Origin of the sequence: Alcaligenes sp. SJTW-7, from assembly GCF_047716895.1 — a bacterium.
Taxonomy (GTDB): Bacteria; Pseudomonadota; Gammaproteobacteria; order Burkholderiales; family Burkholderiaceae_B; genus Alcaligenes; species Alcaligenes ammonioxydans.
Genome location: NZ_CP136682.1, coordinates 43,332 through 69,499 on the forward strand (window position 1 = coordinate 43,332; position 26,168 = coordinate 69,499).

General features: G+C 58.0%; 21 protein-coding genes and 1 pseudogene. 15 read left to right on the plus strand and 7 right to left on the minus strand.

Annotated features, from left to right (window positions below):
- Positions 1–154 precede the first annotated feature (154 nt).
- Complete coding sequence (locus RSQ48_RS00175) at positions 155–1,081, plus strand: DMT family transporter (protein ID WP_415302021.1); 927 nt, start codon at positions 155–157, stop codon at positions 1,079–1,081.
- A 28-nt stretch (positions 1,082–1,109) separates the two neighbouring features.
- Here RSQ48_RS00175 and RSQ48_RS00180 read toward each other — a convergent pair whose 3' ends face one another.
- Positions 1,110–1,991, minus strand: a complete 882-nt coding sequence (locus RSQ48_RS00180) for a LysR family transcriptional regulator (RefSeq protein WP_059318420.1) — start codon at positions 1,989–1,991, stop codon at positions 1,110–1,112.
- A gap of 120 nt (positions 1,992–2,111) precedes the next feature.
- On the opposite strand from RSQ48_RS00180, the gene RSQ48_RS00185 reads away from it, so the two are divergent.
- The 6 genes from RSQ48_RS00185 (at position 2,112) to RSQ48_RS00210 (ending at position 9,248) form a co-directional block, all read left to right on the plus strand.
- A complete protein-coding gene (locus tag RSQ48_RS00185; protein ID WP_081050078.1) occupies positions 2,112–3,095 on the plus strand; it encodes an ABC transporter substrate-binding protein in 984 nt (327 codons plus the stop codon).
- Positions 3,096–3,106: 11 nt separating this feature from the next.
- Positions 3,107–4,171, plus strand: coding sequence for an ABC transporter ATP-binding protein (locus RSQ48_RS00190; protein WP_059318419.1), 1,065 nt, complete (start codon positions 3,107–3,109; stop codon positions 4,169–4,171).
- On the plus strand, positions 4,168–5,826 hold the full coding sequence (locus tag RSQ48_RS00195; protein WP_059318418.1) for an ABC transporter permease: 1,659 nt from the start codon (positions 4,168–4,170) through the stop codon (positions 5,824–5,826). The genes RSQ48_RS00190 and RSQ48_RS00195 overlap by 4 nt, the downstream gene beginning before the upstream one ends.
- Positions 5,823–7,049 carry a pyridoxal phosphate-dependent aminotransferase gene (locus RSQ48_RS00200; RefSeq protein ID WP_240209151.1) on the plus strand — a complete coding sequence of 409 codons (1,227 nt, stop codon included), beginning with the start codon at positions 5,823–5,825 and terminating at the stop codon, positions 7,047–7,049. Before RSQ48_RS00195 ends, RSQ48_RS00200 begins: the two co-directional genes overlap by 4 nt.
- A gap of 19 nt (positions 7,050–7,068) precedes the next feature.
- Positions 7,069–7,947 (plus strand): phosphonopyruvate hydrolase, encoded by an 879-nt coding sequence (locus RSQ48_RS00205; protein WP_336580048.1) that lies wholly within the window; start codon positions 7,069–7,071, stop codon positions 7,945–7,947.
- A gap of 68 nt (positions 7,948–8,015) precedes the next feature.
- Positions 8,016–9,248 (plus strand): CobW family GTP-binding protein, encoded by a 1,233-nt coding sequence (locus tag RSQ48_RS00210; protein WP_415302022.1) that lies wholly within the window; start codon positions 8,016–8,018, stop codon positions 9,246–9,248.
- A 213-nt stretch (positions 9,249–9,461) separates the two neighbouring features.
- Here RSQ48_RS00210 and RSQ48_RS00215 read toward each other — a convergent pair whose 3' ends face one another.
- The 4 genes and pseudogenes from RSQ48_RS00215 to RSQ48_RS00230 form a co-directional block, all read right to left on the minus strand.
- Positions 9,462–10,439, minus strand: coding sequence for a tripartite tricarboxylate transporter substrate binding protein BugD (locus RSQ48_RS00215; protein WP_003800710.1), 978 nt, complete (start codon positions 10,437–10,439; stop codon positions 9,462–9,464).
- A gap of 221 nt (positions 10,440–10,660) precedes the next feature.
- Positions 10,661–11,824 carry an MFS transporter gene (locus tag RSQ48_RS00220; protein ID WP_039943166.1) on the minus strand — a complete coding sequence of 388 codons (1,164 nt, stop codon included), beginning with the start codon at positions 11,822–11,824 and terminating at the stop codon, positions 10,661–10,663.
- Between the two features lie 126 nt (positions 11,825–11,950).
- Positions 11,951–12,175, minus strand: a pseudogene (locus tag RSQ48_RS00225) (antibiotic biosynthesis monooxygenase); the annotation flags it as partial.
- Between the two features lie 84 nt (positions 12,176–12,259).
- Entirely contained in the window at positions 12,260–12,961 is a 702-nt protein-coding gene (locus RSQ48_RS00230) for a glutathione S-transferase (protein ID WP_059318414.1), read from the minus strand.
- Positions 12,962–13,085: 124 nt separating this feature from the next.
- On the opposite strand from RSQ48_RS00230, the gene RSQ48_RS00235 reads away from it, so the two are divergent.
- Positions 13,086–14,045, plus strand: a complete 960-nt coding sequence (locus RSQ48_RS00235) for a 5'-nucleotidase (RefSeq protein WP_415302023.1) — start codon at positions 13,086–13,088, stop codon at positions 14,043–14,045.
- Positions 14,046–14,077: 32 nt separating this feature from the next.
- Here the strand turns inward: RSQ48_RS00235 and RSQ48_RS00240 are convergent, their stop codons facing one another.
- Entirely contained in the window at positions 14,078–14,818 is a 741-nt protein-coding gene (locus RSQ48_RS00240; RefSeq protein WP_039943129.1) for an IclR family transcriptional regulator, read from the minus strand.
- 252 nt (positions 14,819–15,070) lie between these two features.
- Here RSQ48_RS00240 and RSQ48_RS00245 point away from each other — a divergent pair, with 252 nt between their 5' ends.
- Positions 15,071–16,666 carry a sulfatase-like hydrolase/transferase gene (locus tag RSQ48_RS00245; protein ID WP_059318413.1) on the plus strand — a complete coding sequence of 532 codons (1,596 nt, stop codon included), beginning with the start codon at positions 15,071–15,073 and terminating at the stop codon, positions 16,664–16,666.
- A 64-nt stretch (positions 16,667–16,730) separates the two neighbouring features.
- Positions 16,731–17,714, plus strand: a complete 984-nt coding sequence (locus RSQ48_RS00250; RefSeq protein WP_415302024.1) for a Bug family tripartite tricarboxylate transporter substrate binding protein — start codon at positions 16,731–16,733, stop codon at positions 17,712–17,714.
- Positions 17,715–17,933: 219 nt separating this feature from the next.
- On the opposite strand, the gene RSQ48_RS00255 is transcribed toward RSQ48_RS00250, so the two are convergent.
- Positions 17,934–18,392 carry a MarR family winged helix-turn-helix transcriptional regulator gene (locus RSQ48_RS00255; protein WP_003800695.1) on the minus strand — a complete coding sequence of 153 codons (459 nt, stop codon included), beginning with the start codon at positions 18,390–18,392 and terminating at the stop codon, positions 17,934–17,936.
- Between the two features lie 250 nt (positions 18,393–18,642).
- On the opposite strand from RSQ48_RS00255, the gene RSQ48_RS00260 reads away from it, so the two are divergent.
- The 5 genes from RSQ48_RS00260 (at position 18,643) to RSQ48_RS00280 (ending at position 26,147) form a co-directional block, all read left to right on the plus strand.
- Positions 18,643–20,853 carry an indolepyruvate ferredoxin oxidoreductase subunit alpha gene (locus RSQ48_RS00260; protein WP_003800693.1) on the plus strand — a complete coding sequence of 737 codons (2,211 nt, stop codon included), beginning with the start codon at positions 18,643–18,645 and terminating at the stop codon, positions 20,851–20,853.
- Between the two features lie 23 nt (positions 20,854–20,876).
- Entirely contained in the window at positions 20,877–22,382 is a 1,506-nt protein-coding gene (locus tag RSQ48_RS00265; protein WP_003800690.1) for an indolepyruvate oxidoreductase subunit beta family protein, read from the plus strand.
- A 242-nt stretch (positions 22,383–22,624) separates the two neighbouring features.
- Positions 22,625–23,140: a MarR family winged helix-turn-helix transcriptional regulator gene (locus RSQ48_RS00270; RefSeq protein ID WP_003800688.1), complete on the plus strand. Its 516-nt coding sequence runs from the start codon at positions 22,625–22,627 to the stop codon at positions 23,138–23,140.
- A 96-nt stretch (positions 23,141–23,236) separates the two neighbouring features.
- Positions 23,237–23,680, plus strand: coding sequence for an acyl-CoA thioesterase (locus RSQ48_RS00275; RefSeq protein WP_003800684.1), 444 nt, complete (start codon positions 23,237–23,239; stop codon positions 23,678–23,680).
- 130 nt (positions 23,681–23,810) lie between these two features.
- On the plus strand, positions 23,811–26,147 hold the full coding sequence (locus RSQ48_RS00280; protein WP_003800683.1) for a bifunctional salicylyl-CoA 5-hydroxylase/oxidoreductase: 2,337 nt from the start codon (positions 23,811–23,813) through the stop codon (positions 26,145–26,147).
- Positions 26,148–26,168: the final 21 nt, after the last annotated feature.

The window sequence follows — 26,168 nt, forward strand, 5'->3', positions numbered from 1 at the left end:
CGCCTGGTGCTGTTTTTTAGGCTTAAATCATTCTAGGTAGAGCTTTTTGATATATCAATTAAGGCTTATCCGAGGGTAAAGAAGCGGGCGGCCCGTTTTGATTCGGCCGTTTTTCGCGGATAATCAATTTTTTCTGTCCGAGTCCCCCTGCCTGATGAGCAATGAACGTAAACCCCTGGATGCCCTGGCCAGTGGTGCCATGCTGGTCCTGTGTATGATCTGGAGTTTTCAGCAGATTCTGCTCAAGGCTACGGCCAATGACATGGCGCCTGTCTTTCAGATTGGCCTGCGCTCGGGCGTGGCCTGCGTGCTGGTGGCCCTGCTGGTTCTGGTGCGCACGCACAAATTGGCTTTTACTGAAGGGGCCTGGAAACCGGGACTGATGGCCGGCCTGTTGTTTGCGCTGGAGTATTTGCTGCTGGGCGAGAGCTTGCGTTTTACTTCGGCCGCGCATGTGGTGGTGTTTCTGTACACGGCACCGGTGTTTGCAGCCCTGGGCCTGCACCTGCTTTTGCCCTCTGAGCGGCTGGCGCGCCTGCAATGGGTGGGGATCGGGCTGGCGGTGGCGGGTATTGCGATTACTTTTCTGGGGCCGGGCAGCCCCGACGGCGCCGATGTGGGGCACATGCTGATAGGCGATTTGATGGCCTTGGCGGCGGGGGCCTTATGGGGCTTTACCACCGTGCTGATCCGTAGCACGCGCCTGTCTGCCGTCCCGCCTTCGGAAGCCTTGCTCTATCAGCTGTTCAGCGCTTTTGTCATTCTGATGGTAGCTGCTGCCGTGACCGGACAAACCGAGATTCAATGGTCAGGCTTGCTGGTCGCCAGCCTGGTGTTTCAGTCCGTCGTGGTGGCGTTCTTGAGCTTTCTGGTCTGGTTCTGGTTGCTGCGTAACTATCAGGCGTCGCGTCTGGGGGTCTTTTCCTTCGCCACCCCTTTGTTCGGTGTTCTGTTCGGGGCGTTTTTGCTGGGTGAGCCCATAGAACCCCGTTTTGTGATGGGCGCTTTACTGGTGTTGATGGGCATTACCTTGGTCAGCGCCTATAGCTGGATCAGTCAGTTGCGACGTCGCAGAGCCTGACCGAATCAGCGACATGACGTGAACGGCCTCAAGGCGCAATGCGTTGTCGCAAGCTGCTTTTCAACCATCGGCAAAACTGGCGGGCCTCACTTTGCTGGGGTGATTGTGCGTTGACATAGGCCATGTAGGTTGCGCCCGTGGCGACTTGGCCAGGGCCGACTTCCCGCAGAACGCCATCGCGTAGATGATCCATCACCAGTAAACGCGGCACAACTAGAAATCCGGAGCCGGCAATGGCCCCGGCAATTGCGAAAAACAGGTGATCGTAGGTGGCGCTCAACAGCAGCCGTGAAGGCTCAATACCCTGATCCAAAGCCCATAAACCCAACATGTCCGGTCGTGAGCGTGCGGTCACCATAGGCCAGTGCTCCCAGGCCTGCCTGCTATGTTGCTGGATTAAGGCGGGCGCTGCCACGCATACCAGTTCTTCGCGTATGAGCTCCCAGCTTTCGCTGTCGGGCAGGCTCAAGTCACGGCTGATCAGCACGTCAAACGCTTCATTAGGACGGGGTGGCGACAGATTGGTGATCAGATCAATCTGCCAATTGTGCTGAGCGGTGAACTGGCCAAGCATGGGCACCAGCACCGTCATTGAAAAGCTGGGCATGGAGGTGCGGACTCTCAGCCGTTCGTGCTGATCCTGCTGATGGGTGATTTGTTGAATGGCCATCTCCAGAGTGGCCATCGCATCTTTGACCGTGTCATACAACTGCAGGCCGGCTGCCGTCAGCTCAATATAGGGGCCGCGTCGAATGAACAGAGCCTGCTTGCTGACTTTTTCCAGGGTGGCGATATGCCGGCTGACTGCGCTTTGGGTGATCCCCAGGCTTTGGGCTGCACGGGTGAAATTACCTTGTCGGCCCACCGCGACAAATACGCGCAGAGGGACCAGAGGAACATTTTCAAGCATGATTAAAACTCATGATAGGGCCACGCTTAACAGGGGGTAGGTGTAGGGTGTAACAGAACGGTCATCTAAGATAAATACCATGATTTTCATGCAATTTTATTGAAATTACAGGAAATAATCATGCAAAACCGTTTCTCTTATCTATCCGCTTTGCTCATGCTTTCCTGCCTGGGTACGGGGGCTGCCAAGGCGGATGAAGTGGTGTTGTACTCCTCCAATAACATCGATGTGGTGAACACGGTGATTGAGCAGTTCCGTCAGGTTCACCCCGAGATATCGGTGTCCGTGGTGCGGGCTGGTTCCGGTGCTCTGATGCAGCGTATCAAGGCCGAAGCAGAGCAACCCCTGGGCGATTTGTTCTGGTCGGGCGGATTTTCTACCTTGTCGCAGTATGCCGAGTACCTGGCGCCCTATTCGTCGCCCGAGGCCAGTGCAGTAGGTGCTCAGTATCAGGGAGCCGGGCAACGCTGGCTGGGTACCAATACCCATGTCACGGTATTGATGCTTAACGAGCGTCAGTTGGGCCAGCTCAAGGCGCCTGCCAGCTGGGCGGATCTGGCTGATCCGGCCTGGAAGGGCAAGATCGTGATTCCAGATCCGGAGCGCAGCAGTTCTTCTTATGTTGCCTTGTATGGCCTGCAGGATTTGATGGGCCAGGAGGTGTTTGAGAAGGTTGTGCGCAATGCAGTTGTGGTCGGAACCACCTCCGGCGCCTACGAGGGCGTTGCTAATGGTGAGTTCGCGGTTGCGGTAACGATGGAATATGCCGCCTATCAATATGTAGCTGGTGGTCTGGATACGATTGACCTGGTCTACCCCAAAGAGGGCACTTTCTTGTCGCCGGAAGGCATGGCCTTGATCAAGGGTGGGCGTAACCCCGAATCCGCTCGCAAGCTGTATGACTTCCTTGCCTCCCGCCCTGCGCAGGAAGAGGTGTTCAAAAGCGCGTTCCGCCGCCCTTTGCGCAGCGATATTGCGGTCAATACGCTGACAAGCTTGCCTGCCATGGATCAGATCCGTGTGCATGCGCTGGATGATGATCGTATGGGTGCGGATCGTGAAGCCTTCCTGGCACGTTGGCGTGCACTGGTTTCCCAGCGCTAGGCGGGACGGGTATGCAGATATATCTATCAGGTATTGAGCAAAGCTACGGCTCACAGACTTTGTTTCACGGTTTGGATCTGGACATCCCTAGTGGCTCCTTGTTTACCCTGCTGGGGCCATCGGGTTGTGGCAAGACGACCTTGCTGCGCATGCTGGCCGGGTTTGTGCGCCCTGATCATGGCAAGGTGCTGTTCGGCCAAACAGACATGACGCGAGTGCCTGTGCACAAACGCAATGTGGGCATGGTGTTTCAGGATTACGCGCTGTTTCCGGATCGCAGCGTGCTGGATAACGTCAGCTACGGTTTGCTGGCGCGTGGTCAGTCTCGCTCCCAGGCTCGTGTCCCCGCTTTGGAAATGCTGGCGCGCGTGGGCTTGAAGGACAAGGCAGATGCTTTGCCGTCCGCCTTGTCTGGTGGGCAGCGACAGCGAGTGGCCATGGCACGCGCTTTGGTGATCAAGCCCGATCTGCTCTTGCTGGATGAGCCTTTGTCTGCCCTGGATGCAAAGCTGCGCACCGATCTGCGCGAGATGCTGCGGGACTTGCAGCAGGAAGCCGGCATTACTACCGTGTTTGTGACGCATGATCAAGAAGAAGCGCTGAGCGTGTCTGATTACATTGCCGTCATGGATCGGGGCTGCGTCCGCCAGGTCGGGACACCTGAGCAGATTTATCGCTGCCCTGACAACAGCTTTGTGGCTGATTTTGTCGGAGGGGCCAATCTGATCGAGCTTCAGGAGGAGATCGGTCAAGCCACAGACGGCTGCCGCCGCTTCCGGACGGCAGGCTGCATTGTGCGTATCCAGTCTGCCGGGCGTTTTTCTGAGCAGACGATGTTGGCTGTGCGGCCTGAAACCCTGAGTGTGGATGCCTTGCGTCCGCTTGACGAGGGGGACATTGCCGCGCGAATTGAGAGCGTGGATTACCGGGGCCCCAGCACGGCATATCAATTGCGCACCGAATTCGGTTTTCTGAAGGCGGTGGTCTGGAATACCGGCGTCAGCCAAAGTTGGGAACGGGGCGATGCGGTGGTATTGCGTGTTCCCGAGTCGGCTCTTTTGGTGGAGCGGACATGATGCTGGGTTCTTTGCGACGCGATCCAGCCTGGTTGATGCTGGCGCTGGGGGCGGTGGCCTTGCTGGGCTACTTTTTACTGTGGCCGGTCTTGTCCATGCTGACCAGTTCCCTGTTCAACAAGGAAGGTCAGTTTGGCTTGCACGGCTACGTGCAGTTCTTCTCTGAGCCCGCTTACCGGGAGAGCCTGTTCAACACCTTGTGGCTAGGAGGCGCGGTTACCCTGCTCAGTCTGGTGCTGGGCGCTGGTTTGGCCCTGGCCGCCGCTCGCTTTTCCTTCCCCTTGGCTGCCTGTCTGGGTGTTTTGCCCCTGCTGACCCTGGTCATTCCAGATGTGGTGGTGGCGGCGGCCTGGATCGTGGTGCTGGGTAAACAAGGTGTGCTCAATAGCTTGCTGGCGCCCTTGGGTCTGGAACTGCCGTCCTTGTATGCCTGGTGGGGTCTGGTTTTTGTGATGACCTTGAACAACTACGTGTACGCCTATGTTGCCGTGCTGGTAGGTTTGAAGTCCATGGATCGCAACCTGGAAGAGGCGGGCCTGAGTCTGGGCAGCTCCCCCGTTCGCACCTTGCGCACGGTGACCTTTCCTTTGATGGTGCCAGCTTTATGTGGTGCCGCGGTGCTGGTTTTCATGCATGTCATCGGGGATTTTGGTGTTCCGGCCATTCTGGGAGCCCGCACCCCCGTGCTGGCGGTCAAGACATATAACGAGTTTGTCAGCGAGATGGGTGGTAATCCGCAAATGCAGACCACCATGGCTTCTTTGCTGGTGTTTTTGGGCCTGGCCTTGCTGCTTATTCAAAAGTGGGTGGTAGCCCGACGCACCTATCAGATGGAGTCCGGACGAGCTCCGGAGCGCGTGCCCCTGCGTGCCTGGCAGGCCGCTGTGTGTGCCACGTTGGTATCGATCCTGATTGTGCTGTCAGTGCTACCCGTGATGGTGGTGATTGTCACTGCATTTACGCCCTCTATCGGGCCGGTGCTGAAGTATGGCGGCTTTACCTTGAGCCATATGCAGCAAGCCTTGGTGCAGGCCCCCGGACCTTTGTACAACTCCTTGCTGCTGGGTGCTGCGGCAACCAGTACTGGTGCCGTGTTTTCCATCGTGGCGGCCTATCTGATCGTGAAACGGCCGTCAGGCCTGAGTGCGGGCCTGGATGTGCTGGTCATGCTGCCCTTGACGATTGCCGGCACGGTACTGGGCATTGCTTTGATCAATGTGTTTAACAGCGGCTGGCTGGTGCTGACGGGCAGTTGGGTGATTATGGCGCTGGCCTACTTTTTACGCCGGGTGCCCACCAGTGTGCGGGCGGCCATGGGGCCTTTGCATAACTTGCGCAATTCTATCGAGGAGGCCTCTATCAGTTTGGGCGTGGCCCCGATGCCCACCTTTGCAAAGGTCGTTCTGCCGGTGGTATGGCCTGCCGTCATTGCGGCCACGGTGCTGATGTGGATCACGACCTTGTCGGAGTTATCCGCCACGGTGGTTCTGTATTTTGGCGGGATGAGCACCCTGCCTATCGAGGTTTTTCAATTGGTGGACAGTGGGCGTTTGGCTCAGGCCAGTGCCTATAGCCTGGTGCTGTTGATGGCGATATTTCTGCCGCTGCTGCTGACCCGTTTCGTTTTCAAAGTAAAAGTAGGATGGACACAATGAGCTTTGTGCAATGTCAGGAAGAGATCGCGCTGGCCCAGCGCGTGTTGGGAGCCAAGGCATCGGCCACCAAAGAGATGACGCGTCTGGCCAATCAAATGCGGCAACAGGGGCAGTCTGTGATTACCCTCAGTCAGGGCGAGCCGGACTTTGCAACCCCCGAGCATGTGCGTCAGGCGGCCAAAGAAGCGATTGATCGCAATGAGTCCCGCTATACCGAAGTAGCCGGCACCCTGGCCTTGCGGGAGGCCGTGGTGCGCAAGTTCGAGTGTGACAATGGCCTGCATTTCAGCCCGGATCAGATCCAGGTGGGTTGCGGGGCCAAACAAGCCTTGTATAACGCCTTGCAGGCCACCGTGCAGGACGGGGATGAGGTCATTATCCCTACCCCTGCCTGGGTGTCTTACCCTGAAATGGTCTTGTTGGCAGGTGGCCAGCCAGTCATTGTGCGTTGCAGTGCACAAGCCGGCTTCAAGCTGCAAGCCGACCAGCTTGAACGTGCCATCACCCCCCGTACCAAATGGCTGATGCTCAATTCTCCCTCCAATCCCAGTGGTGCCGTGTATTCACGGCAGGAACTGGAAGCGCTGGAGCAAGTGCTGTTGCGCCACCCGCATGTCTGGGTGATGGCCGATGATGTATACGAAAAAATCCGCTATAGCGACGAACCCTTCGCGACGCCTGCTGCCTTGTCGCCGAACATGGCGGCGCGCACCTTGACCATCAATGGCGTCTCCAAGGCCTATGCAATGACCGGCTGGCGGGTAGGATTCGCCGCCGGTCCGCTGCCTCTGATCAAGGCCATGAATCTGGTGCAGTCGCAAGCGACGTCCCATACCAGCTCCATCAGCCAGGCAGCGGCCGTGGCCGCACTGGATGGCCCCATGGAATTTTTGCCCGAGTTTGTGGAAGCGTTCCGCCGCCGCCGTGACAATGTGGTAGCCGCGCTCAATGTCATGCCGGGCATTGAATGCGATCTGCCCATGGGGGCGTTTTATGTCTTCCCTAGCTGCCAAGGCGTATTGGGCCTGCGGGACCCGTCGGGCCAGTTGATCAGTACCGACAAGGACCTGTGCATGTATTTCCTGCGCAGTGCAGGGGTGGCCGTGGTGCCCGGTTCGGCGTTTGAACTACCGGGTCACTTTCGGGTGTCTTATGCCTCCAGCGATCAGGAGCTGGAGGAGGCGATGAGCCGCATTGCCCAGGCCATTGCGCGACTGAGCTGATTCCTTACGGAGAAATAGTGTGAATAGCAAAAAAAACCAGGTGTTGAAAGAAGCGTTCTCCCAAGGGCGTTTGATGACGGCAATGGCCGCACATAATCCCCTGTCTGCCCGCCTGGCTCAGGATGCCGGTTTCGGGGCAATTTGGGGTAGCGGTTTTGAGTTGTCAGCCAGTTATGCCGTGCCCGACGCCAATATCCTGTCGATGGGCACCCACCTGGAGATGATGCGGGCGATCGCCTCGACCGTGGACATCCCTTTGATTGCCGATATTGATACCGGCTTTGGCAATGCGGTAAATGTCAGCTACGTCATCCCGCTGTACGAAGCGGCGGGAGCCAGTGCCATTGTGATGGAGGATAAAACCTTTCCTAAAGACACCAGCCTGCGGGCGGATGGGCGTCAGGAACTAGCACGCATTGACGAGTTTCAGGGCAAGATTGAAGCGGCGTGCGCTGCTCGCCGTGACCCTGACTTTCTGATCATTGCGCGGGTCGAGGCCCTGATTGCTGGCCTGGGGCAGGAAGAGGCCCTGAAGCGGGGGCTGGCTTACGAGCAGGCGGGTGCAGATGCCATTTTGATTCACTCCAAACAAGCCACGCCAGACCAGATTCTGTCCTTTGTGCAGGCCTGGACCGGCAAGGTGCCGTTGGTGCTGGTGCCAACGGCCTACCCTCAACTGACCGAGGCGGACATTGCGCGACTGGGCAAGGTGGGCGTGGTGATTTACGGCAATCATGCGATTCGTGCGGCCGTAGGGGCCATGCAAGCTGTATTTGCCCAGATTCGCCAGGATGGTGGCATTCAGAATGTGGATGCCGGCTTGCCTTCCGTCAAAACCATTATTGGTTTGCAAGGTGATGCCCATATGCGTCAGATTGAGGCCCGGTTTCTACGCTAGAAGGAACAGTGTTGGGCTTCGTATAATGGCTGGTGGCCCGACGGCGGGCCCTTAGCCGGATGAATGCGATGCCCAAATCTGCACAAGGCCCTATCCCCGTCACACTGTTGACCGGTTTTCTGGGCAGCGGGAAAACGACTCTGATCAATCGTGCTTTGCAAGAAGCACAGATGGCCGACACCCTGGTCATCATCAATGAGTTTGGGCAGACGGCGCTGGACCATCATCTGGTGGCGCACAGCCAGGAAAACGTGATCGAGGCCATGGGCAGCGGTTGCCTGTGCTGCACCATACGGCGTGATCTGGTGCAGACCTTGCGCGACATTACCTGGCGTTTTTCGCGGGCAGGTCAGCGGCAGTTTCGACGGGTGCTGATTGAGACGACCGGGCTGGCCAATCCCGCACCCATCTTGCACACCTTGTTAAGTGATCCACAATTGGCGGGCAAGTACAGCCTGGCGGGTGTGGCGACGGTGGTGGATTTGGAGCATGGACTGGAAACGCTGGCGCGCCATGCCGAGGCACAGCGACAGGTGGCCGTGGCCGACCTGCTGCTGTTTAGCAAGCGTGACCGGGTGGATGCAGGGACTGAAACGGCGCTGCGTGAATATGTACGTGGCTTGAATCCTTTGGCGCAACAGCAGATCCTGAGGGCCGGGCAGCCTGTTGCTCCCAGCCTGTTGGGCTTGGGCGAGCAAGTCGGACAAGGACGGGCCTGGAGCCTGGAGGCTTTTGAGGTGCTGGGGCAAGATACTGGCGATCACGATCACGATCACGATCACGATCACGATCACGATCACGATCATGTGCATAGCCATAGCCATAGCCATAGCCATAGCCATAGCCATAGCCATAGCCATAGCCATAGCCATGGCCACGGCACGGGCACCCTGGCTGGCAACAGCAACAGTTCTGAGTCTGCTCACCCGCAGGGAGAGCGTCCAGGAACGTCGGCGGTCAGTATGCCGGATACCTCCCGCCATGGAGACTCCATCTATTCGTTAAGCGCTCTGTTCCCCCAGCCTTTGCCTGCCGACACGCTGCAATCCTGGCTGTCGAATCTGTGCCAATGGGCGGGCCCTCGTCTCCTCCGCCTGAAGGCGGTTCTGCCCGTACAAGGCATGGACCAGCCACAGGTGATTCATGCCGTGCAGCATCAGTCCTACCCTTGGCAGACCGTGCCTCACTGGCCTTGGCCGGATCAGCAAGGGCGCATGGTATTGATCACGCAGGATCTGGATTTTCAGGAGCTTTGGGCGCGATTGCAGGAACTGGATGCTGCGGTTCGAAAGACGGATTAAGACTCGATGAGTCCGAGCCTCTCTTGGCCGGATGTCCTTTAGTCGTTAAGTCCGAGCCTTTCTTGATCGGCGTTTCTTGAATCGCCAGGAGCCTGAGGGCGCATTGCCTCTTTCTCATCCGAACAGGCTATCCACCGCTATGATAGACCGTTCCTCAAGCCAAAAAAAAGGACGCCTAAGCGTCCTTTTCAAAAGCCTTTGGGCTAAGCGATTTTATTGGGGCTCCACGCCCACTTTCTTGAACAACTCAGCCCATTGGGGCACTTGTTGCTCTACCTTGGCTTGCAGGGCTGCCGGGTTGGCCTCGTTTTGCATGACGGTGGCACCCAGGGTGGCCATGCGCTTTTTGAAATCCTCGTCGGCCAGACCTGCCTGCAGGGCCTTTACCAAGGTGTCGACTACAGGCTGGGGCGTGTCTTTGGGAGCCCACATGCCGTGCCAGATGCCGACTTCAAAGTCTTTGAAGCCTGACTCCTGCATGGTGGGGACATCGGGGAATGTGGGGACCCGCTCACGGCTGGTGACGGCATATACCTTGACCTTGCCTGACTTGATTTGCTGAGTGGTGTTGGTGGTCTGGTCACACATGATGTCCACCTGCTTGCCCATCAGGTCCGCAATGGCGGGGGCCGTGCCTTTGTAGGGCACGGTCAGCAGATCGATACCCAGTGCTTCGGTGAACATGGTGCCGCACAGGTGGCTGGCTGCGCCAATTCCGGCATTGGCCAGGGAGACCTTGTCCTGGTTGTCCTTCAGGTACTGCACCAGTTCCTGGATGTTATTGGGGGGGAAGTCCTCACGGGCAATGATGGTCATGGGTACGTCCACCACAAGACCAATGGGAGACATGCCGTTGATGGCGTCATAGCCGGGCTTTTTGTAAAGCGACGGTGCGGTGGAAAAGCCGATGTGCATCAACAGGATGTTGTAGCCATCTGGCTTGGCACGGGCAACCTGAGCCGTACCGATGGAGCCGCCCGCCCCGCCCTTGTTCTCGACCACAATGGTCTGGCCCAGTACGGGTCGCATGGACTCGGCCAAGGCGCGGGCCACGTTGTCGGTCGGGCCGCCTGCGGCAAACGGCACCACCATATTGATGGGGTGGTCCGGATAGTCCGCCGCCTGTGCGACGGCCGAGCAGGCCAACGCCGCGCCTAGACTGACCAACAGCTTGTTTAATGCAACAGCCATAATGCCTCCTGGATAAGGATTGCTTATTCTTGTGGGCGATACTTGGATACGTTCGCGAGTTGCTGCCAAACGTTAAGGAGCGGGTTTTATTCTACTGAGGGTCGCCGCGTTTCTTTTTAAGGTCTAACCCTAGGAAAGCGCTGAAATGGACTAGGGGAATATACGGGGGCAGCAGACGCGGCAAGCCGTTCTTAAGGGGGAACGGCTTGCCGGGGGGGCTGTCAGGAGGCCGGTTTGTGCAGAACAGGCGTCAGGTAGGCAATGATGGAGACCGCCGTTGCGGCAAGGGCGATCAGGCTGCAAAAGATCATCAAGCCCTGGTCCAGGCCCAGGTGATCGGCCAGCCAGCCCAGTCCCAGAATGGGCAGGATGGCGCCCAGATAGCCGGTAATCAGGTAAGTGGAGGTCAGACCGGCACGCTGGTGAGGGGGCGAGACGCGCTGCACGATGGACATGCCTCCGTACATGCACAGGCCGTGACCAAAGGCGGTCAGCAGCACGCACAAAATGAACAGCAGCGAGGAGCTGGCCCACAGGTTAATCAGCAGGGCGATACATGCCAGGGTGAAGGACAGCAGGCCCACAATGACGCTGCGCTTGGCGGGCCAGCGGCGGATCAGCAACTGAAAGCCTGAGGACAGAAACAGGATGATCCCGATAGACAGACCGCTGGTGGCCGGGCCATGCCAAGGCACCATTTGTTCCATGAAGCTGGGTGCCAGGGAAGCAAACAGGCTGAACATGGCAAAGGCGCAGCAGGCCGACAAACAGCCAATCAGATAGGGACGACGCAAATGAGTGGCGGGCAGTGTCAGCCGCGGCATCCAGGTGCGCCAGCTGCTTTTTTCCTGCACAACGGGCTGCTTGCTGGCAAGGGGTTTGATCTGGAACAGCGCATAGATGGCCAGGATGCCCAGCACCATGGAGGGAAGATAGCTTGAGAACAGCGGATTGGGTATCCATTGTGCAATCAGGCCGCCCACAACCGGGCCCAGACCAAAACCAAAAGCCAGCATCAGCGAGGTGGTGGCGGCGGCGCGTTGTACATCCCCACCCCGGTTAAATTGCCCCAGGCCGATGGAGGCCGAGGTCACAATCATGCTCGATGCCATCCCGATCATGATGCGGCTGAACAGGAAACTGCCCACGTCCCAGGCAAAGGCAGACAAGGTCACACCGCTGGTGACCAGAATCAGCCCGGTGCGCAGCACCGGCATAAAGCCTTTCAGGTCGCTCAGACGGCCCAGAAACAGCAGGCCTGTCAGACCGGCGGCCATATAAGCCACGTACAACTGGGTGATGTGGCTGGCATTCAGGTCCCACCGGTCCTGATACAGCGGGTAAAGCGGACTGGCCAGAGCGGTGCCCATCACGCCGATACACATGGCGATACTGATCCACACATAGGGGTCCCATTGGCGTTTCTTGCGGGCGGGGCGCGCGGCCAGGGAAGGGTCAGCCGGTGCCGCGGCGGGGTTCAGCATCGGCTCGATCCGGGCTTTCTGCAGAGTCTGGGCCGCAGCACTGGCGTGAAAGTCCCGGCAGCTTTGGCTGTCTTGCCAGCTTTCATACAACACCCATTGTCCCGGCGGCTGGTCCTTGCGTACGACATCAAAGCGCAGGCAGGCCGCCTTGGCCCGTGCCTGTTGAGACAGCGAGTCCGTATAGGCGTCCTGCGCCTGAGGGTCCAGCTCGGTGAAATGGTAGTGTGTCGTGCGAAAGTACGTGTCGCCCATGCAGCGTAATCCTTGCCAGCGAAATCATTCGGGACCATCAAGGATACTCTTTCAGGCCTGCGCTGACATGGCTATTCGCTGACACTAGGCTGGCTGGCGTAAATCCAGATGTATATCGGCCACATGCAACACTTCGGCCTCATGATCCGGGTCGCGCCAGCTGTCCTCACAGGCCATCTGGTGCCAGTGCTGCATGGCTGGCAGGGCGAGCAGGCTGTCCGCATAGCGTTGGCAGGCGGGGTCCAGTTTCAGACCATAGGTTTGCAGACGGAACACCACAGGGGCATAAAAGGCATCGACGGCGCTGAATCGTTCGCCGGCCAGGAAAGGCCCCCCAAAGCGGTTCAGACCTTCTTGCCAGAGGGTTTGCAGGCGTTCAAGCTCGCCGTGCAGACGCATGTCCTGTCGGTGATGCTGGGCGCGCAGTGCCACGGCAAAGGGGCATAGGGTGCGCAGGGAAGAAAAGTTGGCATGCATTTCCGCACTGGCACTGCGTGCCCAGGCCCGGGCAATCGGGTCAATGGGCCAGACGCCGGGATGCTGTTCGGCCAGATACTCGACAATAGCCAGGCTGTCCCAAATGATTTGCCCGCGCGTGTGCAGCACGGGTACGTGTCCGGCAGGGGCCATTTCGTGAAAGGCCAGGGTACTGAAGGCGGGCCCGAAATTGAACCAGCGCACATCAAAGTCCATGCCCAGGTAGCTCATCAGCAGCCAGGGACGCAGGGACCAGGATGAGTAGTGGGGATTGCCCAGGACAAGGGTGTAGTGTTTGGTGGTTGGCATGGTGGCACAGTGTCGCAAAGCGGATAGTGCTTGCACTTTAGTAGGCTTTGTTCTGCTTGGGTAGTGCCAGATCCTGCCTCGTGTTTTGGTATGCTGGTTTTTTTGCGCACTTGCGGAGCAAACCATGGCTTATGACCTGGAAAAACGGCTGGTGATCGGGCTGGCCTCCAGCGCCCTGTTTGATCTGAGCCAGTCCCATCAGGTCTTTCAGGAACAGGGCGAGGCGGCCTATCGCGACTATCAGCTGGCACGCGAGCACGAACCCCTGAAACCGGGCGTGGCCTTCTCCTTTATCCGGCGTTTGCTGGCCTTGAATGACCTGTCCCCCGACGATCCCTTGGTCGAGGTGGTGCTGCTGTCTCGAAACGATCCCAATACCGGCCTGCGGGTGATGAATTCGATTCGACACCATGGTCTGGACATTACGCGAGCCGTTTTTTTGCAAGGAGGCGATCCCAGCCCGTATATCCAACCCTTGTCGATCAGCCTGTTTCTGTCCGCCAATCAGCAGGACGTGCATCGCGCGGTGCAGCAAGGGTATCCGGCTGGACAGGTCCTGAACTCCTCTTACGAGGATGCCTATGACGATCAGCCGATTCGTGTGGCCTTTGATTTTGATGGCGTGATTGCCGATGACGAGTCCGAGCGCGTCTACCAACAGCAGGGGGGCTTGCCTGCTTTTTTCGAGCATGAAATGCGTTTGGTGCAGCAACCGCATAATCCCGGCCTTTTGCAGGCTTTTTTGCTGAAACTGGCGCATATTCAGGAAGTGGAGCAGCAGCATCAGCAACACCATGCCGACTATGTGCCGCGTCTGCGTATTGCCATTGTGACGGCGCGCAACGCACCCGCTCACGAGCGTGTGATCAACACCATACGCAGCTGGGGCATCGAGGTGAATGAGGCCTTCTTTCTGGGCGGCATTGAAAAGCGGCGGGTGCTGGAGGTCTTGCAGCCTCATATTTTCTTTGATGACCAGACTACCCACCTGATTCCTACTGCGCAGGCTCTGCCCTCCGTGCATATCCCGTTCGGGTTTGTTAATCACCCAGCGGCCAGCGGGGTGGAGCAGGAAAAAGAGTGAAAACAGCTTAAACCACGGTGGACAGGGAGGCCTTAGGCCTGTGCCAGAGAACGGCTGACGGCGCGTGCAGCAGGCTGGATCAGGGTGGCCAGTGCCTCGGGGCTGATTGCCTCAAAGCGTTCCAGGCTTCCCAGCAAGGTCAGGCTGCCAAAGATACGCTTGGCATCATCGAAAATGGGTGCAGAAATCCCGCCTATGCCCGGATTGATCTGTTCTTTGGTGATGCAGTAGCCGGCGCGACGCAGCTCCTGCATATGCGCGGAAAAAGCCGGCCAGTCCTTGCCCAGGCGTTGTACATAATCCAGGTGCTGGTTTTTCTCGTACAAACGGCGAAGATGACGGGTAGGCAGGTACGCGGTGATGATGCGCGCCGTGGAGCTGCGGAACATGTCCATCGTGCGGCCTCGCCCAAACAGCAGCTCGAAGCGCTCGGGCCCTGTTTCCTGGTGGGTGGTCAGAATGCGTTCGCCATATTGCTGGCCAATCAGGACATCCAGCCCGGTTTGCTCAACCAGAGATCGCAACAGAGGGCGACAGCGGCTGACCAGCGGATCAAATTCGCGGATCAGCAAATCCATTTCAATAAACCGTGGCCCAGGTGCGTAGCCTTCTGGGCTGCGAATCAACAGGCCGCTATTGCATAGCTCTTTCAGATAGCGATAGGTGGTGGCGGGAGGATAGCTCAGGCGGGTGCAGATGGTCTCCACATCCAGCACCGGCGTGTGTGCACCGTACAAGTCCAGAATTTGCAACATGCGTCTTAGACTATTCATGTGCCCTCGTCAAAATGGAGTTGTTGGTTCTCTATTCTAACCACGCGGCGGCCTGTCAGTGGGGCGCAACATCGGGCAAGTCCCCCTTCTACTGGTTTATACCTAAACCATCACATTATTCGGAAATTTTTCTCAGACTGCGGTAATAATCTGGAGAACAAGCGGGTCTGTTATGCATTTGCTTACACATGGCCTACCCTTTTTGTGACGCTGGGCACGACACGGGCCCGGCATCGGTTTTTAGAGGCGGACATGGATCAGGCTCAGCCCAGTCAGGTGTCGTTGGAAATCAAGAATGTACTGTTCATCATGTGTGACCAGTTACGCGCGGATCACCTGTCCTGTTATGCCCCCGGCGGTGCATTAAAGACGCCCAATCTGGATCGTTTGGCGGCGATGGGGATGCGCTTTGATCGCGCCTATGTGAACTCGGCCGTCTGTGGCCCCGCACGGGCTTCGTATTACACCGGCCGCTACCCCTTGTCGCACCGGGTTACCTGGAATCGCGTTCCTCACCCTATCGATGAGCTGTATCTGGGCGATTATCTGGCCCAGTCCGGACGGGATTGCCATCTGCTGGGCAAGACCCATCATGTGCCGGACCCGGCTGGCGCCCGTGCCGGGCGCTTTCAGGTCCAGCCCGAGGGAGCCGAGCGCTTCTGGCAAGGGGGGTTTACGGCCATCGAGCGCTATGACGGTCACTTCGAGATGGGCCCCGATAGTGAGTACCGCCAGTATTTGCACAGCAAGGGCTATGACAGCGAGCGGCCCTGGGAAGATTATGTGATCGGCAGCCAGGACGCCCAGGGGCAGTTTGCCTCTGGCTGGTACATGCGCAATGCCAGCCTGCCGGCACGGGTCAAGGCGCAGGACTCTGAAACCGCCTACTTTACCCAGCGCGCCATGGATTTCATCACCGCCAAAGGTGAAGAGCCCTGGGCCTTGCACCTGTCTTTCATCAAACCGCATTGGCCGTACAAGGCGCCAGCGCCCTACCACGACCGCTTTGGCGCGCACGATGCCTGTGCGCCAGTGCGGGCCGAGCACGAGCGCCAGCAGGCCCATCCGGTCCATGCCGCCTATCAGCAGCATGAAGAGTCCCGGTCTTTCGCTCAGGACGAGGTCTGGCGCACGATCAAGCCCGTGTATATGGGCCTGGTCCAGCAGATCGACGATGAGGTCGGCCGTTTGCTGGACCAGCTCGAACAGCAGGATCGCCTGAAAGACACGCTGATTATTTTCAGCTCGGATCATGGTGATTTGCTGGGCGATCACTGGCTGGGCGAGAAAGAATATTTTTTTGAAAACGCTATTCGCGTGCCGCTGATCGTGGTTGATCCCCGGGCGTCGGCGAACGCCACACGCGGACAAGGCAGTGATGCCTTTGTGGAGTGTGTGGACGTGACGCCCACGATTCTGGATGCCTTGCAACTGCCCGCCCAGGAGCATCGCGTGGAAGGCCGCTCCCTGATTCCCCTATTACACGGTCAATCCGCTTGGGCTCGTGAGTATACCGTCGCCAGTCTGGACTACGCGTATCGGGAAGCCCGTCAGATCCTGGGCCGCGGGGTGGAGGAGTGCCGGGGGCTGATGCTGCGCGATGGTGACTATAAATACATACATTGGCAGGGCTATCGGCCCCAGCTGTTCGATTTGAAACAAGACCCTGACGAGCTGCACGACCTGGGCGCGGACCCGGCGTACGCGGCGGTTTGTCGGCGTATGAAAGAAGGCCTGCTGGACTGGCATGACACCCTGAAAGGGCGTGCCAGCGAAAGCTGGGCTGCAGTAGAAGATCGTACCAATGCGCATGAGCGCATGATGAACATCTTGATTGGACGATGGTAAATACGCTGCGGGGGGCTGCCAGTGTGGGTGGCGGGCCGCAATTAATAACGATAAGGAGTGGACAATGAAACAGCTTAAAAATACGACGCTGGCCCTGTTGCTGGCCGGAGTAGGCGCTCTGGCGCCGATGATGGCTCAGGCGGCCTGGCCGAGCACGGAGCAGGTACGTATTGTGGTCCCCTACCCGCCCGGCACCGAGCCTGACATTCTGGCCCGCGATCTGGGTGTGCATTTGAACAAGGCCACAGGCAAAGTCTTTGTGATTGAAAACCGCCCGGGCGCCAATGCCATTATTGGCACCGATAATGTGGTCAAGGCCAAAGGCGATGGTTCGGCCTTGCTGATGGTGGACAGTCTGGCGGTATCGACCAACCCTCTGCTCTACAGCAACCTGCCCTACAAATGGGAAAAAGACTTGAAGCCGGTCACCACGGTAGCAGGTGTGAACCTGTATCTGCTGGTGCGCAATGACTTTCCGGCCAAGGATTACAAGGAATTCATTGCCCAGGCCAAGAAGGCCAACGGAGATACCAATGTGGGCACAGGCGGACGTGGGCATGTCACGCACCTGGGCATGGGCCTGCTGGGCCGTGAGGAAGGCGTGAACTTCACTTACATTCCCTACAAAGGCATGGCCCCGGCGACCAATGCAATTCTGGGTGGCGAGACGGATGCCATGCTGGTCGGTGGCATTCTGGCATCCCAGCATGTGAATGGCGGTAAAGTCCGGATCCTGGCCGTCGGTGCAGACAAACGGACCGAGCTGCTGCCAAACGTGCCGACTGTCGAGGAAGCAGGCGGCCACGCCAACAGCATCCCTACCACTACGTTTGCACTGTTTGCTCCCGGCACCACGTCCGATGAGACGGTAAAGGAAATTCAGGAAAAAGTGGATGCGGCACTGAAAACTCCCGAGATGCAGGCGGCTTTCAAGAACCGTGGTCTGGCCCAGTTCTACACCACCCCAGCCCAGACGCTGGAGCGTGTGCAGAACGACTCCAAAGTTTATTCCGAGCTGATCCCTACCCTGGGCATTCAGCCTGAATAAACGGCGGGTCGGGTAGCGCCCTGTGCCGGCCAGCGGTCGGCCGGGGGCGTTGGAACCGGCAGGACTGCGTCAACAAAAAACACCACCCACACATCGCCTGAGCGGTGTGTGGGTGGTGTTTCTGAATGCTGGCCGTCTCTCTCTCCCACTCCTGGCTGGACCATCCAGATCCCCAGGCAGCAGGGTTAGAACCGATAGTGTGCGCGGTCGTGCTGCGTTTTACTGCTCGTTATAGTCGTGCTGCTCGGAAATCAGGCGTCGCAAGGTGGCCTTGAGGGCATTGACGTCCAGGGGTTGCAGGCGCTGGACGACCTCCTGCTCGTGCAGGCGGGCCTTGGCAATCAGGCCGGAGATCAGGGTCTGCCCTTCTTCGGTAATGCGCACCAGCGTGATGCGACGATCCACATCGTGGGCTACGCGGCGCAATAAACCTTGTTTTTCCAGTCGATCCAGCAAACGGGTGACAGTTGGTTGCTTGGTGGTCGCAATGCGCGCCAGGTGCCCAATACTGACCTCGCCCGCGCCGGACAGGGTGGACAGGACACGCCATTCGGAAATGGACAAACCGTTGCTCAGCACCACTTCGTGGAATTCGGCAGAGATCAGCTGGCTGGCCTGGGCCAACAGGGCGGGCAGGTAATTTTCGACAAAGACGGTGTCGTGTTCGGTGGGGCTCATGGTGCTTATTGTCATTACAGGCTAGTGGGTGCCGCGAATCTGCAGGGGCGTGGGCCCGAGCAGATGGTCAGGCCTGAAGACCCCGCGCGGCGGCAACAGGGCTCACTATAACCAAGCTGTCCGTTCGCGTGTCGCAAATAATTTGGCGTCTTTACTAGGGAAAACCATGAGAATGGATATGTTGAGATATAAACATATTCCGATGAAAATAAATACCATGTTCACAATACGCGGTAAGTAAGGAAAGAAAATGGCTGAGCGATCATTTGTCGAAGAAGTCAAAAAGCTGCGCCTGGGGGATGGAGACGTATTCAGTGGCGAAGGCATCTTGGCGGTGACCAAGGCCCTGCTGGAATCGGGCGTGTCCTATGTGGCCGGTTACCAGGGTGCGCCTATCTCGCACTTGATGGACGTGCTGGCCGATGCCCAGGACATCTTGCAAGAGAACGGAATCCGTTTTGAAAACAGCGCCAGCGAGGCGACCGCGGCGGCCACACTGGCTGCGTCGGTCAACTACCCGCTGCGTGGCGCCATCACCTTCAAGGCGACGGTAGGCACCAACGTGGCCTCTGACGCGTTGGCCAACCTGGCCTCGGGTGGGGTCAAGGGCGGTGCGCTGATCATCGTGGGCGAAGACTACGGCGAAGGCTCGTCCATCATGCAAGAGCGCAGTCACGCTTTTGCCATGAAGTCGCAAATGTGGATGCTGGACCCGCGTCCTAACCTGCCCTGTATTGTGCAAGCGGTCAAAGACGGTTTTGATTTGTCCGAAGCGTCCAACACCCCTGTCATGTTGCAGCTGCGCATTCGCGCCTGCCACGTGCATGGTCAGTTTGTGGCCTCGGACAACCGCCGCGCCAAATTCACCATTAAAGAAGCCATGGAGCAGCCCACACGCGACATCAATCGCATTGTGTTGCCGCCTGCCAGCTTCCTGCATGAAAAAGAAAAGATCGAACAGCGCTGGCCGAACGCCGTCAAGTTCATCGAAGAGCGTCAGCTCAATGAATTCTTTGCTGATGGCACCGACGATGTGGGTCTGATCGTTCAGGGCGGTGGCTACAACACCGTGATCCGCGCTTTGGAACACCTGGATCTGGCCGATGTGTTTGGCGAATCCAAAGTGCCCATGTACGTGATGAACGTGGCCTACCCGCTGATCGAGTCCGAAATCGTCCGTTTCTGCGAAGGCAAACGTGCGGTGCTGGTGCTGGAAGAGGGTCAGCCCAACTTTGTGGAACAGAACATTTCCGACATCGTGCGTCGCCACAATGTGGACGTCACCCTGCACGGCAAGGACCTGCTGCCACTGGCCGGTGAATACAACACCGCCACCATGCTCAAAGGCCTGCGCGCTTTCATGGAAAAATATGGCCGCGTCGAGCCTCTGGCTCCTCGCAAACCACGTGTGATCCCGATGAAAGTCGAGACGGTGGAGCGTCCAAAAGCGGAACAAGCCAGCCTGGTGGACGTGGAAGCCGCCGAAGTCAAACCGTTGGGCAGCCTGGACGAAAACGTTCATGCCCGTCCTCCCGGGTTTTGTACTGGCTGTCCCGAGCGTCCTATCTTTACCGCGTTGAAACTGGTGGAGCGCGAACTGGGCGAACACCACGTCTCTGCCGACATTGGCTGTCACCTGTTCTCCATTTTGCCGCCCTTCAATCTGGGTAACACCACCATGGGCTACGGTCTGGGCGGCGCCGGTTCGGCAGCCTTGAACGTGGAGTCCGACAAGCGCGCCATCTCGGTCATGGGTGACGGCGGTTTCTGGCACAACGGTCTGACCAGTGGTATTGCCAATGCGGTATTTAACCGCAGTGACAACCTGACCATTGTGATCGACAACAGCTACACCGCCGCCACGGGCGGTCAGGACATCCTGTCCTCCAAGGCCAAGAACGAAACGCGCAGTACCGGTCACCTGATCGAGAAAGCCGCGCGTGGCGTGGGTGTGGAATGGCTGCGCATGATCCGTCGCACCTACGATCTGAAGACCATGACGGCCACTTTGCGTGAGGCCCTGACGACCAAGGAAAAAGGTCCCAAGGTGCTGGTGGCGCAAAGCGAATGTATGTTGAACCGTCAGCGTCGCGAAAAAGGCCAGGTCCGCAAGGCAGTGGCGGCAGGTGAGCGCGTGGTGCGCGAGCGCTTTGGCGTGGACCCGGACACCTGTACCGGCGATCACTCCTGCATCCGTCTGTCCGGTTGTCCGTCGCTGTCGATTCGCCCCAACCCGGACGCTCTGCGTCAGGACCCGGTGGCCAATGTGATGAACAGCTGTGTGGGTTGCGGTCTGTGTGGTGAGGTTTCCCACGCGGCGATTCTGTGCCCCTCGTTCTACCGGGCTCAAGTCGTCAGCAACCCGACTGGCTGGGACAAGTTCCGCGAAAAAACCCGCCGTGGCTTTATTGGCTGGTTGCAGCGTCGTGACGCTGCCCGTCGTGATCGTCTGGCCTTCTAAGCACACCCGTAGAGATTCTTATCATGCAGATCAAACCAATCAAGATTGCTATTTTGGCCATGGGTGGCGAAGGCGGCGGCGTGCTGGCCGACTGGATCGTCAACCTGGGCGAACAAAACGGCTACTTTGCACAAACCACCTCGGTGCCGGGCGTGGCCCAGCGTACCGGTGCCACGATTTATTATGTGGAGCTGTTTCCGCACTCGGCCGCACCTGATGGCAAGAGGCCGGTGCTGGCCTTGATGCCCATGCCCGGCGATGTGGACGTGGTCCTGGCATCCGAGCTGATGGAAGCGGGTCGCGCCGTGCAGCGCGGCCTGGTCACCGAAGACCGCACCACATTGATTGCCTCTACGCACCGTGTCTACTCCATTGCCGAAAAATCGGCCATGGGCGATGGCCGGGTGGATGACAATGCGCTGATTGCGCACGCCACGCAGGCTGCCAAGCGTTTTGTGTATTTCAATATGGAAAAAGCGGCCGAGGACTCGGGCAGCGTGATTTCCGCCGTGCTGTTTGGTGCCTTGGCCAGTACGGGTGTGCTGCCCTTTAGCCGCACCCAGTTCGAGCAGACAATTGAGCGCGGTGGCGTGGGCGTCAAGCCCAGCCTGAAGGCTTTTGGCGCTGCTTACGCTCGTGTGGCCGAAGGTGATGCCGGCAAGGCCGAGTCGGATAACAAACCGGTTGATATGGCAACGCTGGCTCCGCGTGACCCAGCTGTTGCCAAGCTGATTGACCGTGTTCGTGCCGAAGTGCCTGAGCAGGCCCAGCCCATCGTGGTGGAAGGGGTGCGCCGTGTTCTGGATTTCCAGGATGTGGATTACGCCAATTTGTACCTGGACCGCCTGAAAAAGATCAGCCGCTTCGCACGTCCGGATGACGTGGCCCTGGTGCGTGAAACGGGTCGGTATCTGGCCTTGTGGATGTCTTACGAAGATGCCATTCGCGTGGCCGAGCTGAAAACCCGTGCCAGTCGTTTTGACCGCGTCCACAAGGAAGTGCGTGCTGCCGATGGCCAGATCGTGGCGATCAATGAATACATGCATCCGCGTGTGGAAGAGATCAGCGAAATCCTGCCGTTTGCCAGTGTTGGCCGCTGGCTGATGCGTCCTACTTGGGGCAACAAACTGGTGAAATCGCTGACCAAGTCCGGACGTGTTATTCAAACCAGCTCGGTGCGCGGCTTTATTCCTTTGTATCTGTTGTCGGGCTTTAAACGCTGGCGTCGTCGCACGCTGCGTTACCAGGCCGAGCAACAGCGCATTGAAAGCTGGTTAAAGCAGATTGAGCAGGCGGCCGATGCTCACCCGGCCCTGGCTTTGGAAATTGCCCAATGTCAGCGTCTGGTCAAGGGCTACGGCGATACGCATGCTCGCGGGCTGCGCAACTACCAGACCGTGATGTCGGCACTGGAGCGCAACCCCAGCACCTTGTCGCCAGCCATGCTGGGCGCCTTGCGCGATGCGGCCTTGGCCGACGAGCATGGCTCCAAGCTAGAGGCCACATTGCGCCAGTACGCCCTGGTGTAAAGGGTTCACCAGGCCGCTGGACAGCGGCCTTGGTGAAAACCCTTGAAGGCACGGATTTAACCCCCTAAATACTTTATTTCTAAAATATTCATAGTAGAATATAAATTCGGATTGGCACGGTGACCGCGGCATGGAGAGCCAGACGTTCCGTGTCTATTTGGCCACTTGTTCACACTTGTTCAAGCACGAGTATCCCGCCTGTTGGTCAAACTGAAATTAGCCAAAGTTTGGGGGGCAAGAATATGAATCAAAGCGAAGCAGCACAGGATTTACTGGTAGAGCCAGCCGATGCTGGATTTGAAGGCCGCGTCGGTCCCAAGGACCCTGCCAGCCTGAAATTGTGGTTGCGCATGCTGACCTGCACCAAGCAGATCGAGGACGAGATCCGTCGTCGCCTGCGCCAGAATCATGGTATTTCGCTGGCCCGTTTTGATTACATGGCCCAGTTGTACCGCTACCCGCAGGGCCTGAAGATGGGCGAGTTGTCACGCTATCTGATGGTGACCGGCGGCAATATTACCGGACTGACTGACGAGCTGGCCCGAGAAGGCATGGTGTCTCGCCAGAGCAGTCCAACAGACCGACGTGCTTGGGTGTTGCGTCTCACCCCCAAGGGCAAAAGCAGTTTCGAGGCGATGGCCCAGGCCCACAGTGACTGGATTGCAGAAATGTTTGAAGGACTGGCGACAGACGAAGTTGTGCATATCCATCAGCATCTGGGCTTGCTGCGGGTGCATCTGCAAAGCACGGCCAGCTAGCATAAGGTGCATTCTGCCCGGTCTGTGAGGCCAGACAGAATGCGGATAGCGTCACAGACAGGCGCACAAAACACTTGCTAAAAAGGTGTCTACAACATGGTTTCCAAGCTGTACGAACAAGAACATCGCATCCGTTTTTCGGAATGCGATCCAGCGGGTATCGTTTTTTATCCGCAGTACTTTGTGATGTTTAACGACCTGATGGAAGCATGGATCGATTCCATGGTACCCGAGGGTTTTCACAACATGATCGCCAGCAAACGGGTAGGCATGCCCTCGGTACATATTGAAGCCGAGTTCAAGTCCATCAGCCGTATGGGTGATGATGTGGTGATGAGCCTGGGAGTGGAACGCATTGGCAACAGCTCCTTGACGTTGCTGTTGCGTTGCGTCGGCAAGGACGGCGTGCTGCGTATGCAAGTGCGCCAGACTGTGGTGACCACCTCGCTGGAGACCCACCTGGGTATTCCTATCCCTGATTTCCTGCGCAACCCCATGCAAGCGTATGTGATTGCCCAGCCAGAAAGCAGCCAGGCTTGATCTAGTTTGAAGTAGTAGCAGGCAGTGTGCAGGTCAGGTATTTTTTTTGATTTAAATAGTTGACTTGTATAATATTTATTAATAAATATACTATGCTCGAAAGCATGTATTCAGACCATACGGACATATCATGAATATCGTATGTATTGGCGGAGGCCCAGCCGGCTTGTATTTCGGTTTGCTGATGAAGTTGCAAAACCCTCAGAACGAGGTTTTTGTGATCGAGCGTAACCGACCGTACGACACCTTTGGCTGGGGCGTGGTGTTCTCGGATGCCACCATGGAAAACCTGCGTGAAGCTGACCCTGTGTCCGCGCAGACCATCGGTGACGCCTTCAACCACTGGGACGACATCGAGTGCCATTTCAAAGGTAGCGCCGTGCGCTCCAGCGGTCATGGTTTCATCGGGATTGGTCGCAAAAAGCTGCTGAACATCCTGCAGGCTCGCTGCGAGGAAGTGGGCGTTAACCTGGTGTTTGAGACCGTGGTGTCGGACGACGCTGAGCTGGCCCGCAAGTACAACGCCGATATCCTGATTGCCTCTGACGGTATCAACAGCGCCATTCGTACTCGTTACCAAGACGTGTACCAGCCCGATATCGACACCCGCAACTGCCGTTTTGTCTGGCTGGGTACGGAAAAGGTGTTTGACGCCTTTAATTTCATTTTTGTGGAAACCGAGCACGGCTGGTTCCAGGCTCACGCCTACCGTTTCCAGGAAGGCCTGTCCACGTTCATCGTGGAAACGCCCGAGGAAACCTGGCAAAAAGCCGGTATTGGTGAAATGTCGCAGGAAGAGGCCATTGCCTACTGCGAGAAGCTGTTTGCCGATCACCTCGATGGCAACAAGCTCATCAGCAATGCCACGCACCTGCGCGGTTCGGCCATCTGGATTCGTTTCCCCCGCGTGATCTGCAACAAGTGGGTGCACTGGAAAGATTACGGCACCGGCAAGAAAGTACCTGTGGTATTGATGGGCGATGCCGCTCACACCGCTCACTTCTCGATCGGTTCGGGCACCAAGCTGGCCCTGGAAGATGCCATCACGCTGGCCCAGCATATGGACCACGAGTCGATGGAAGAGGCGCTGAAAGATTACGAAGCCGCTCGTAGCGTGGACGTATTGCGCATTCAGAACGCTGCCCGCAACTCGACCGAATGGTTCGAAAACGTGGCCCGTTACGCCAATATGAAGCCCGAGCAGTTCACCTACTCCATGCTGACCCGTTCGCAGCGTATCTCGCACGAGAACATGCGGGTGCGTGATGCCGCCTGGCTGGAAAAATACGAGCGTTGGATGGCGACGGAAGCGGGCATGGAGCTGGCTGAGGGTGAAAAGGCCCCCTCGCCCATGTTCACCCCTTTCAAGCTGCGCGACATGCAGTTGAAGAACCGTATCGTGTTCTCGCCCACCCTGATGTACAGCGCCAAGGACGGCATGCCCAATGCCACGCATCACGTTCACTATGGCAGCCGTGCCATGGGTGGCGCTGGCCTGATCCTGGCTGAAATGACCGCCGTGACGCCGGAAGCTCGTGTCACCCCCGGTTGTACCGGTCTGTGGAACGACGAGCAGGCCGAGGCCTGGAAGCCTGTCGTGGCATTTGCCCACGAACAAGGCGCCAAGATCGGTGTGCAACTGGGTCATGCGGGTCGTCGTGGTTCGACGCAGCTGGGCTGGGAAAAAGCCAATCAGCCGCTGGCTGAAGGCAACTGGCCTTTGGTGTCGGCCTCCGCCCTGCCTTATCAGGCTGGTGTGACGGCTGTCCCTACCGAGATCACCCGTGCCCAGATGGACGAGATTCGTGACGCCTTTGTGGCCGCTGCCAAGCGCGCTGACCAGGCCGGTTTTGATTGCATTGAGCTGCAAGCCGCTCATGGTTACCTGCTGTCCAGCTTTATCTCGCCGCTGACCAATCAGCGTAGTGATGAGTTTGGTGGTAGTCTGGAAAATCGCATGGCTTACCCGCTGGAAGTGTTTGCAGCCATCCGCGCCGTCTGGCCAGAGAACAAGCCCATCATGGTGCGTATCTCGGCAACAGACTGGGCCGAAGGCGGCAACACGGCGGACGACGGTGTGGAAATTGCCCGCTTGTTCAAGCAAGCCGGTGCCGATCTGATCGACGTGTCCTCGGGTGAAGTGGTGCTGGAGCAGCAGCCAATTTACGGCCGCATGTACCAGACTCCATTCTCCGACCGTATCCGTAACGAAGCCGGTATCGCCACCATGGCGGTGGGCTCGATCATGGAAGCGGATCATGCCAACAGCATTATTGCCGCAGGCCGTGCTGACCTGTGCGCCTTGTCGCGCGGCTTCCTGGCCGATGCGAACTGGCCGCAACGTCAGGCTGCGGAGTTGGGCTACACCGACCTGGCCTGGCCGGTTCAGTATGAGTGGGGCAAAGACTGGTTGCAGCGTCAGATCAAGCGTGCGCCAGTCGCCCAGGATGGCCCAGCCAAGTCATAAAACACAAAAGGAGACAGCATC

What these genes read in the sequence shown, in the direction of transcription:
- RSQ48_RS00175 (WP_415302021.1), top strand. Translation starts at nt 155, where the DNA reads ATGAGCAATGAACGTAAACCCCTGGATGCCCTGGCCAGTGGTGCCATG.
- RSQ48_RS00180 (WP_059318420.1), bottom strand. Translation starts at nt 1,991, where the DNA reads ATGCTTGAAAATGTTCCTCTGGTCCCTCTGCGCGTATTTGTCGCGGTG.
- RSQ48_RS00185 (WP_081050078.1), top strand. Translation starts at nt 2,112, where the DNA reads ATGCAAAACCGTTTCTCTTATCTATCCGCTTTGCTCATGCTTTCCTGC.
- RSQ48_RS00190 (WP_059318419.1), top strand. Translation starts at nt 3,107, where the DNA reads ATGCAGATATATCTATCAGGTATTGAGCAAAGCTACGGCTCACAGACT.
- RSQ48_RS00195 (WP_059318418.1), top strand. Translation starts at nt 4,168, where the DNA reads ATGATGCTGGGTTCTTTGCGACGCGATCCAGCCTGGTTGATGCTGGCG.
- RSQ48_RS00200 (WP_240209151.1), top strand. Translation starts at nt 5,823, where the DNA reads ATGAGCTTTGTGCAATGTCAGGAAGAGATCGCGCTGGCCCAGCGCGTG.
- RSQ48_RS00210 (WP_415302022.1), top strand. Translation starts at nt 8,016, where the DNA reads ATGCCCAAATCTGCACAAGGCCCTATCCCCGTCACACTGTTGACCGGT.
- RSQ48_RS00215 (WP_003800710.1), bottom strand. Translation starts at nt 10,439, where the DNA reads ATGGCTGTTGCATTAAACAAGCTGTTGGTCAGTCTAGGCGCGGCGTTG.
- RSQ48_RS00220 (WP_039943166.1), bottom strand. Translation starts at nt 11,824, where the DNA reads ATGTGTATCGGCGTGATGGGCACCGCTCTGGCCAGTCCGCTTTACCCG.
- RSQ48_RS00230 (WP_059318414.1), bottom strand. Translation starts at nt 12,961, where the DNA reads ATGCCAACCACCAAACACTACACCCTTGTCCTGGGCAATCCCCACTAC.
- RSQ48_RS00235 (WP_415302023.1), top strand. Translation starts at nt 13,086, where the DNA reads ATGGCTTATGACCTGGAAAAACGGCTGGTGATCGGGCTGGCCTCCAGC.
- RSQ48_RS00240 (WP_039943129.1), bottom strand. Translation starts at nt 14,818, where the DNA reads ATGAATAGTCTAAGACGCATGTTGCAAATTCTGGACTTGTACGGTGCA.
- RSQ48_RS00245 (WP_059318413.1), top strand. Translation starts at nt 15,071, where the DNA reads ATGGATCAGGCTCAGCCCAGTCAGGTGTCGTTGGAAATCAAGAATGTA.
- RSQ48_RS00250 (WP_415302024.1), top strand. Translation starts at nt 16,731, where the DNA reads ATGAAACAGCTTAAAAATACGACGCTGGCCCTGTTGCTGGCCGGAGTA.
- RSQ48_RS00255 (WP_003800695.1), bottom strand. Translation starts at nt 18,392, where the DNA reads ATGAGCCCCACCGAACACGACACCGTCTTTGTCGAAAATTACCTGCCC.
- RSQ48_RS00260 (WP_003800693.1), top strand. Translation starts at nt 18,643, where the DNA reads ATGGCTGAGCGATCATTTGTCGAAGAAGTCAAAAAGCTGCGCCTGGGG.
- RSQ48_RS00265 (WP_003800690.1), top strand. Translation starts at nt 20,877, where the DNA reads ATGCAGATCAAACCAATCAAGATTGCTATTTTGGCCATGGGTGGCGAA.
- RSQ48_RS00270 (WP_003800688.1), top strand. Translation starts at nt 22,625, where the DNA reads ATGAATCAAAGCGAAGCAGCACAGGATTTACTGGTAGAGCCAGCCGAT.
- RSQ48_RS00275 (WP_003800684.1), top strand. Translation starts at nt 23,237, where the DNA reads ATGGTTTCCAAGCTGTACGAACAAGAACATCGCATCCGTTTTTCGGAA.
- RSQ48_RS00280 (WP_003800683.1), top strand. Translation starts at nt 23,811, where the DNA reads ATGAATATCGTATGTATTGGCGGAGGCCCAGCCGGCTTGTATTTCGGT.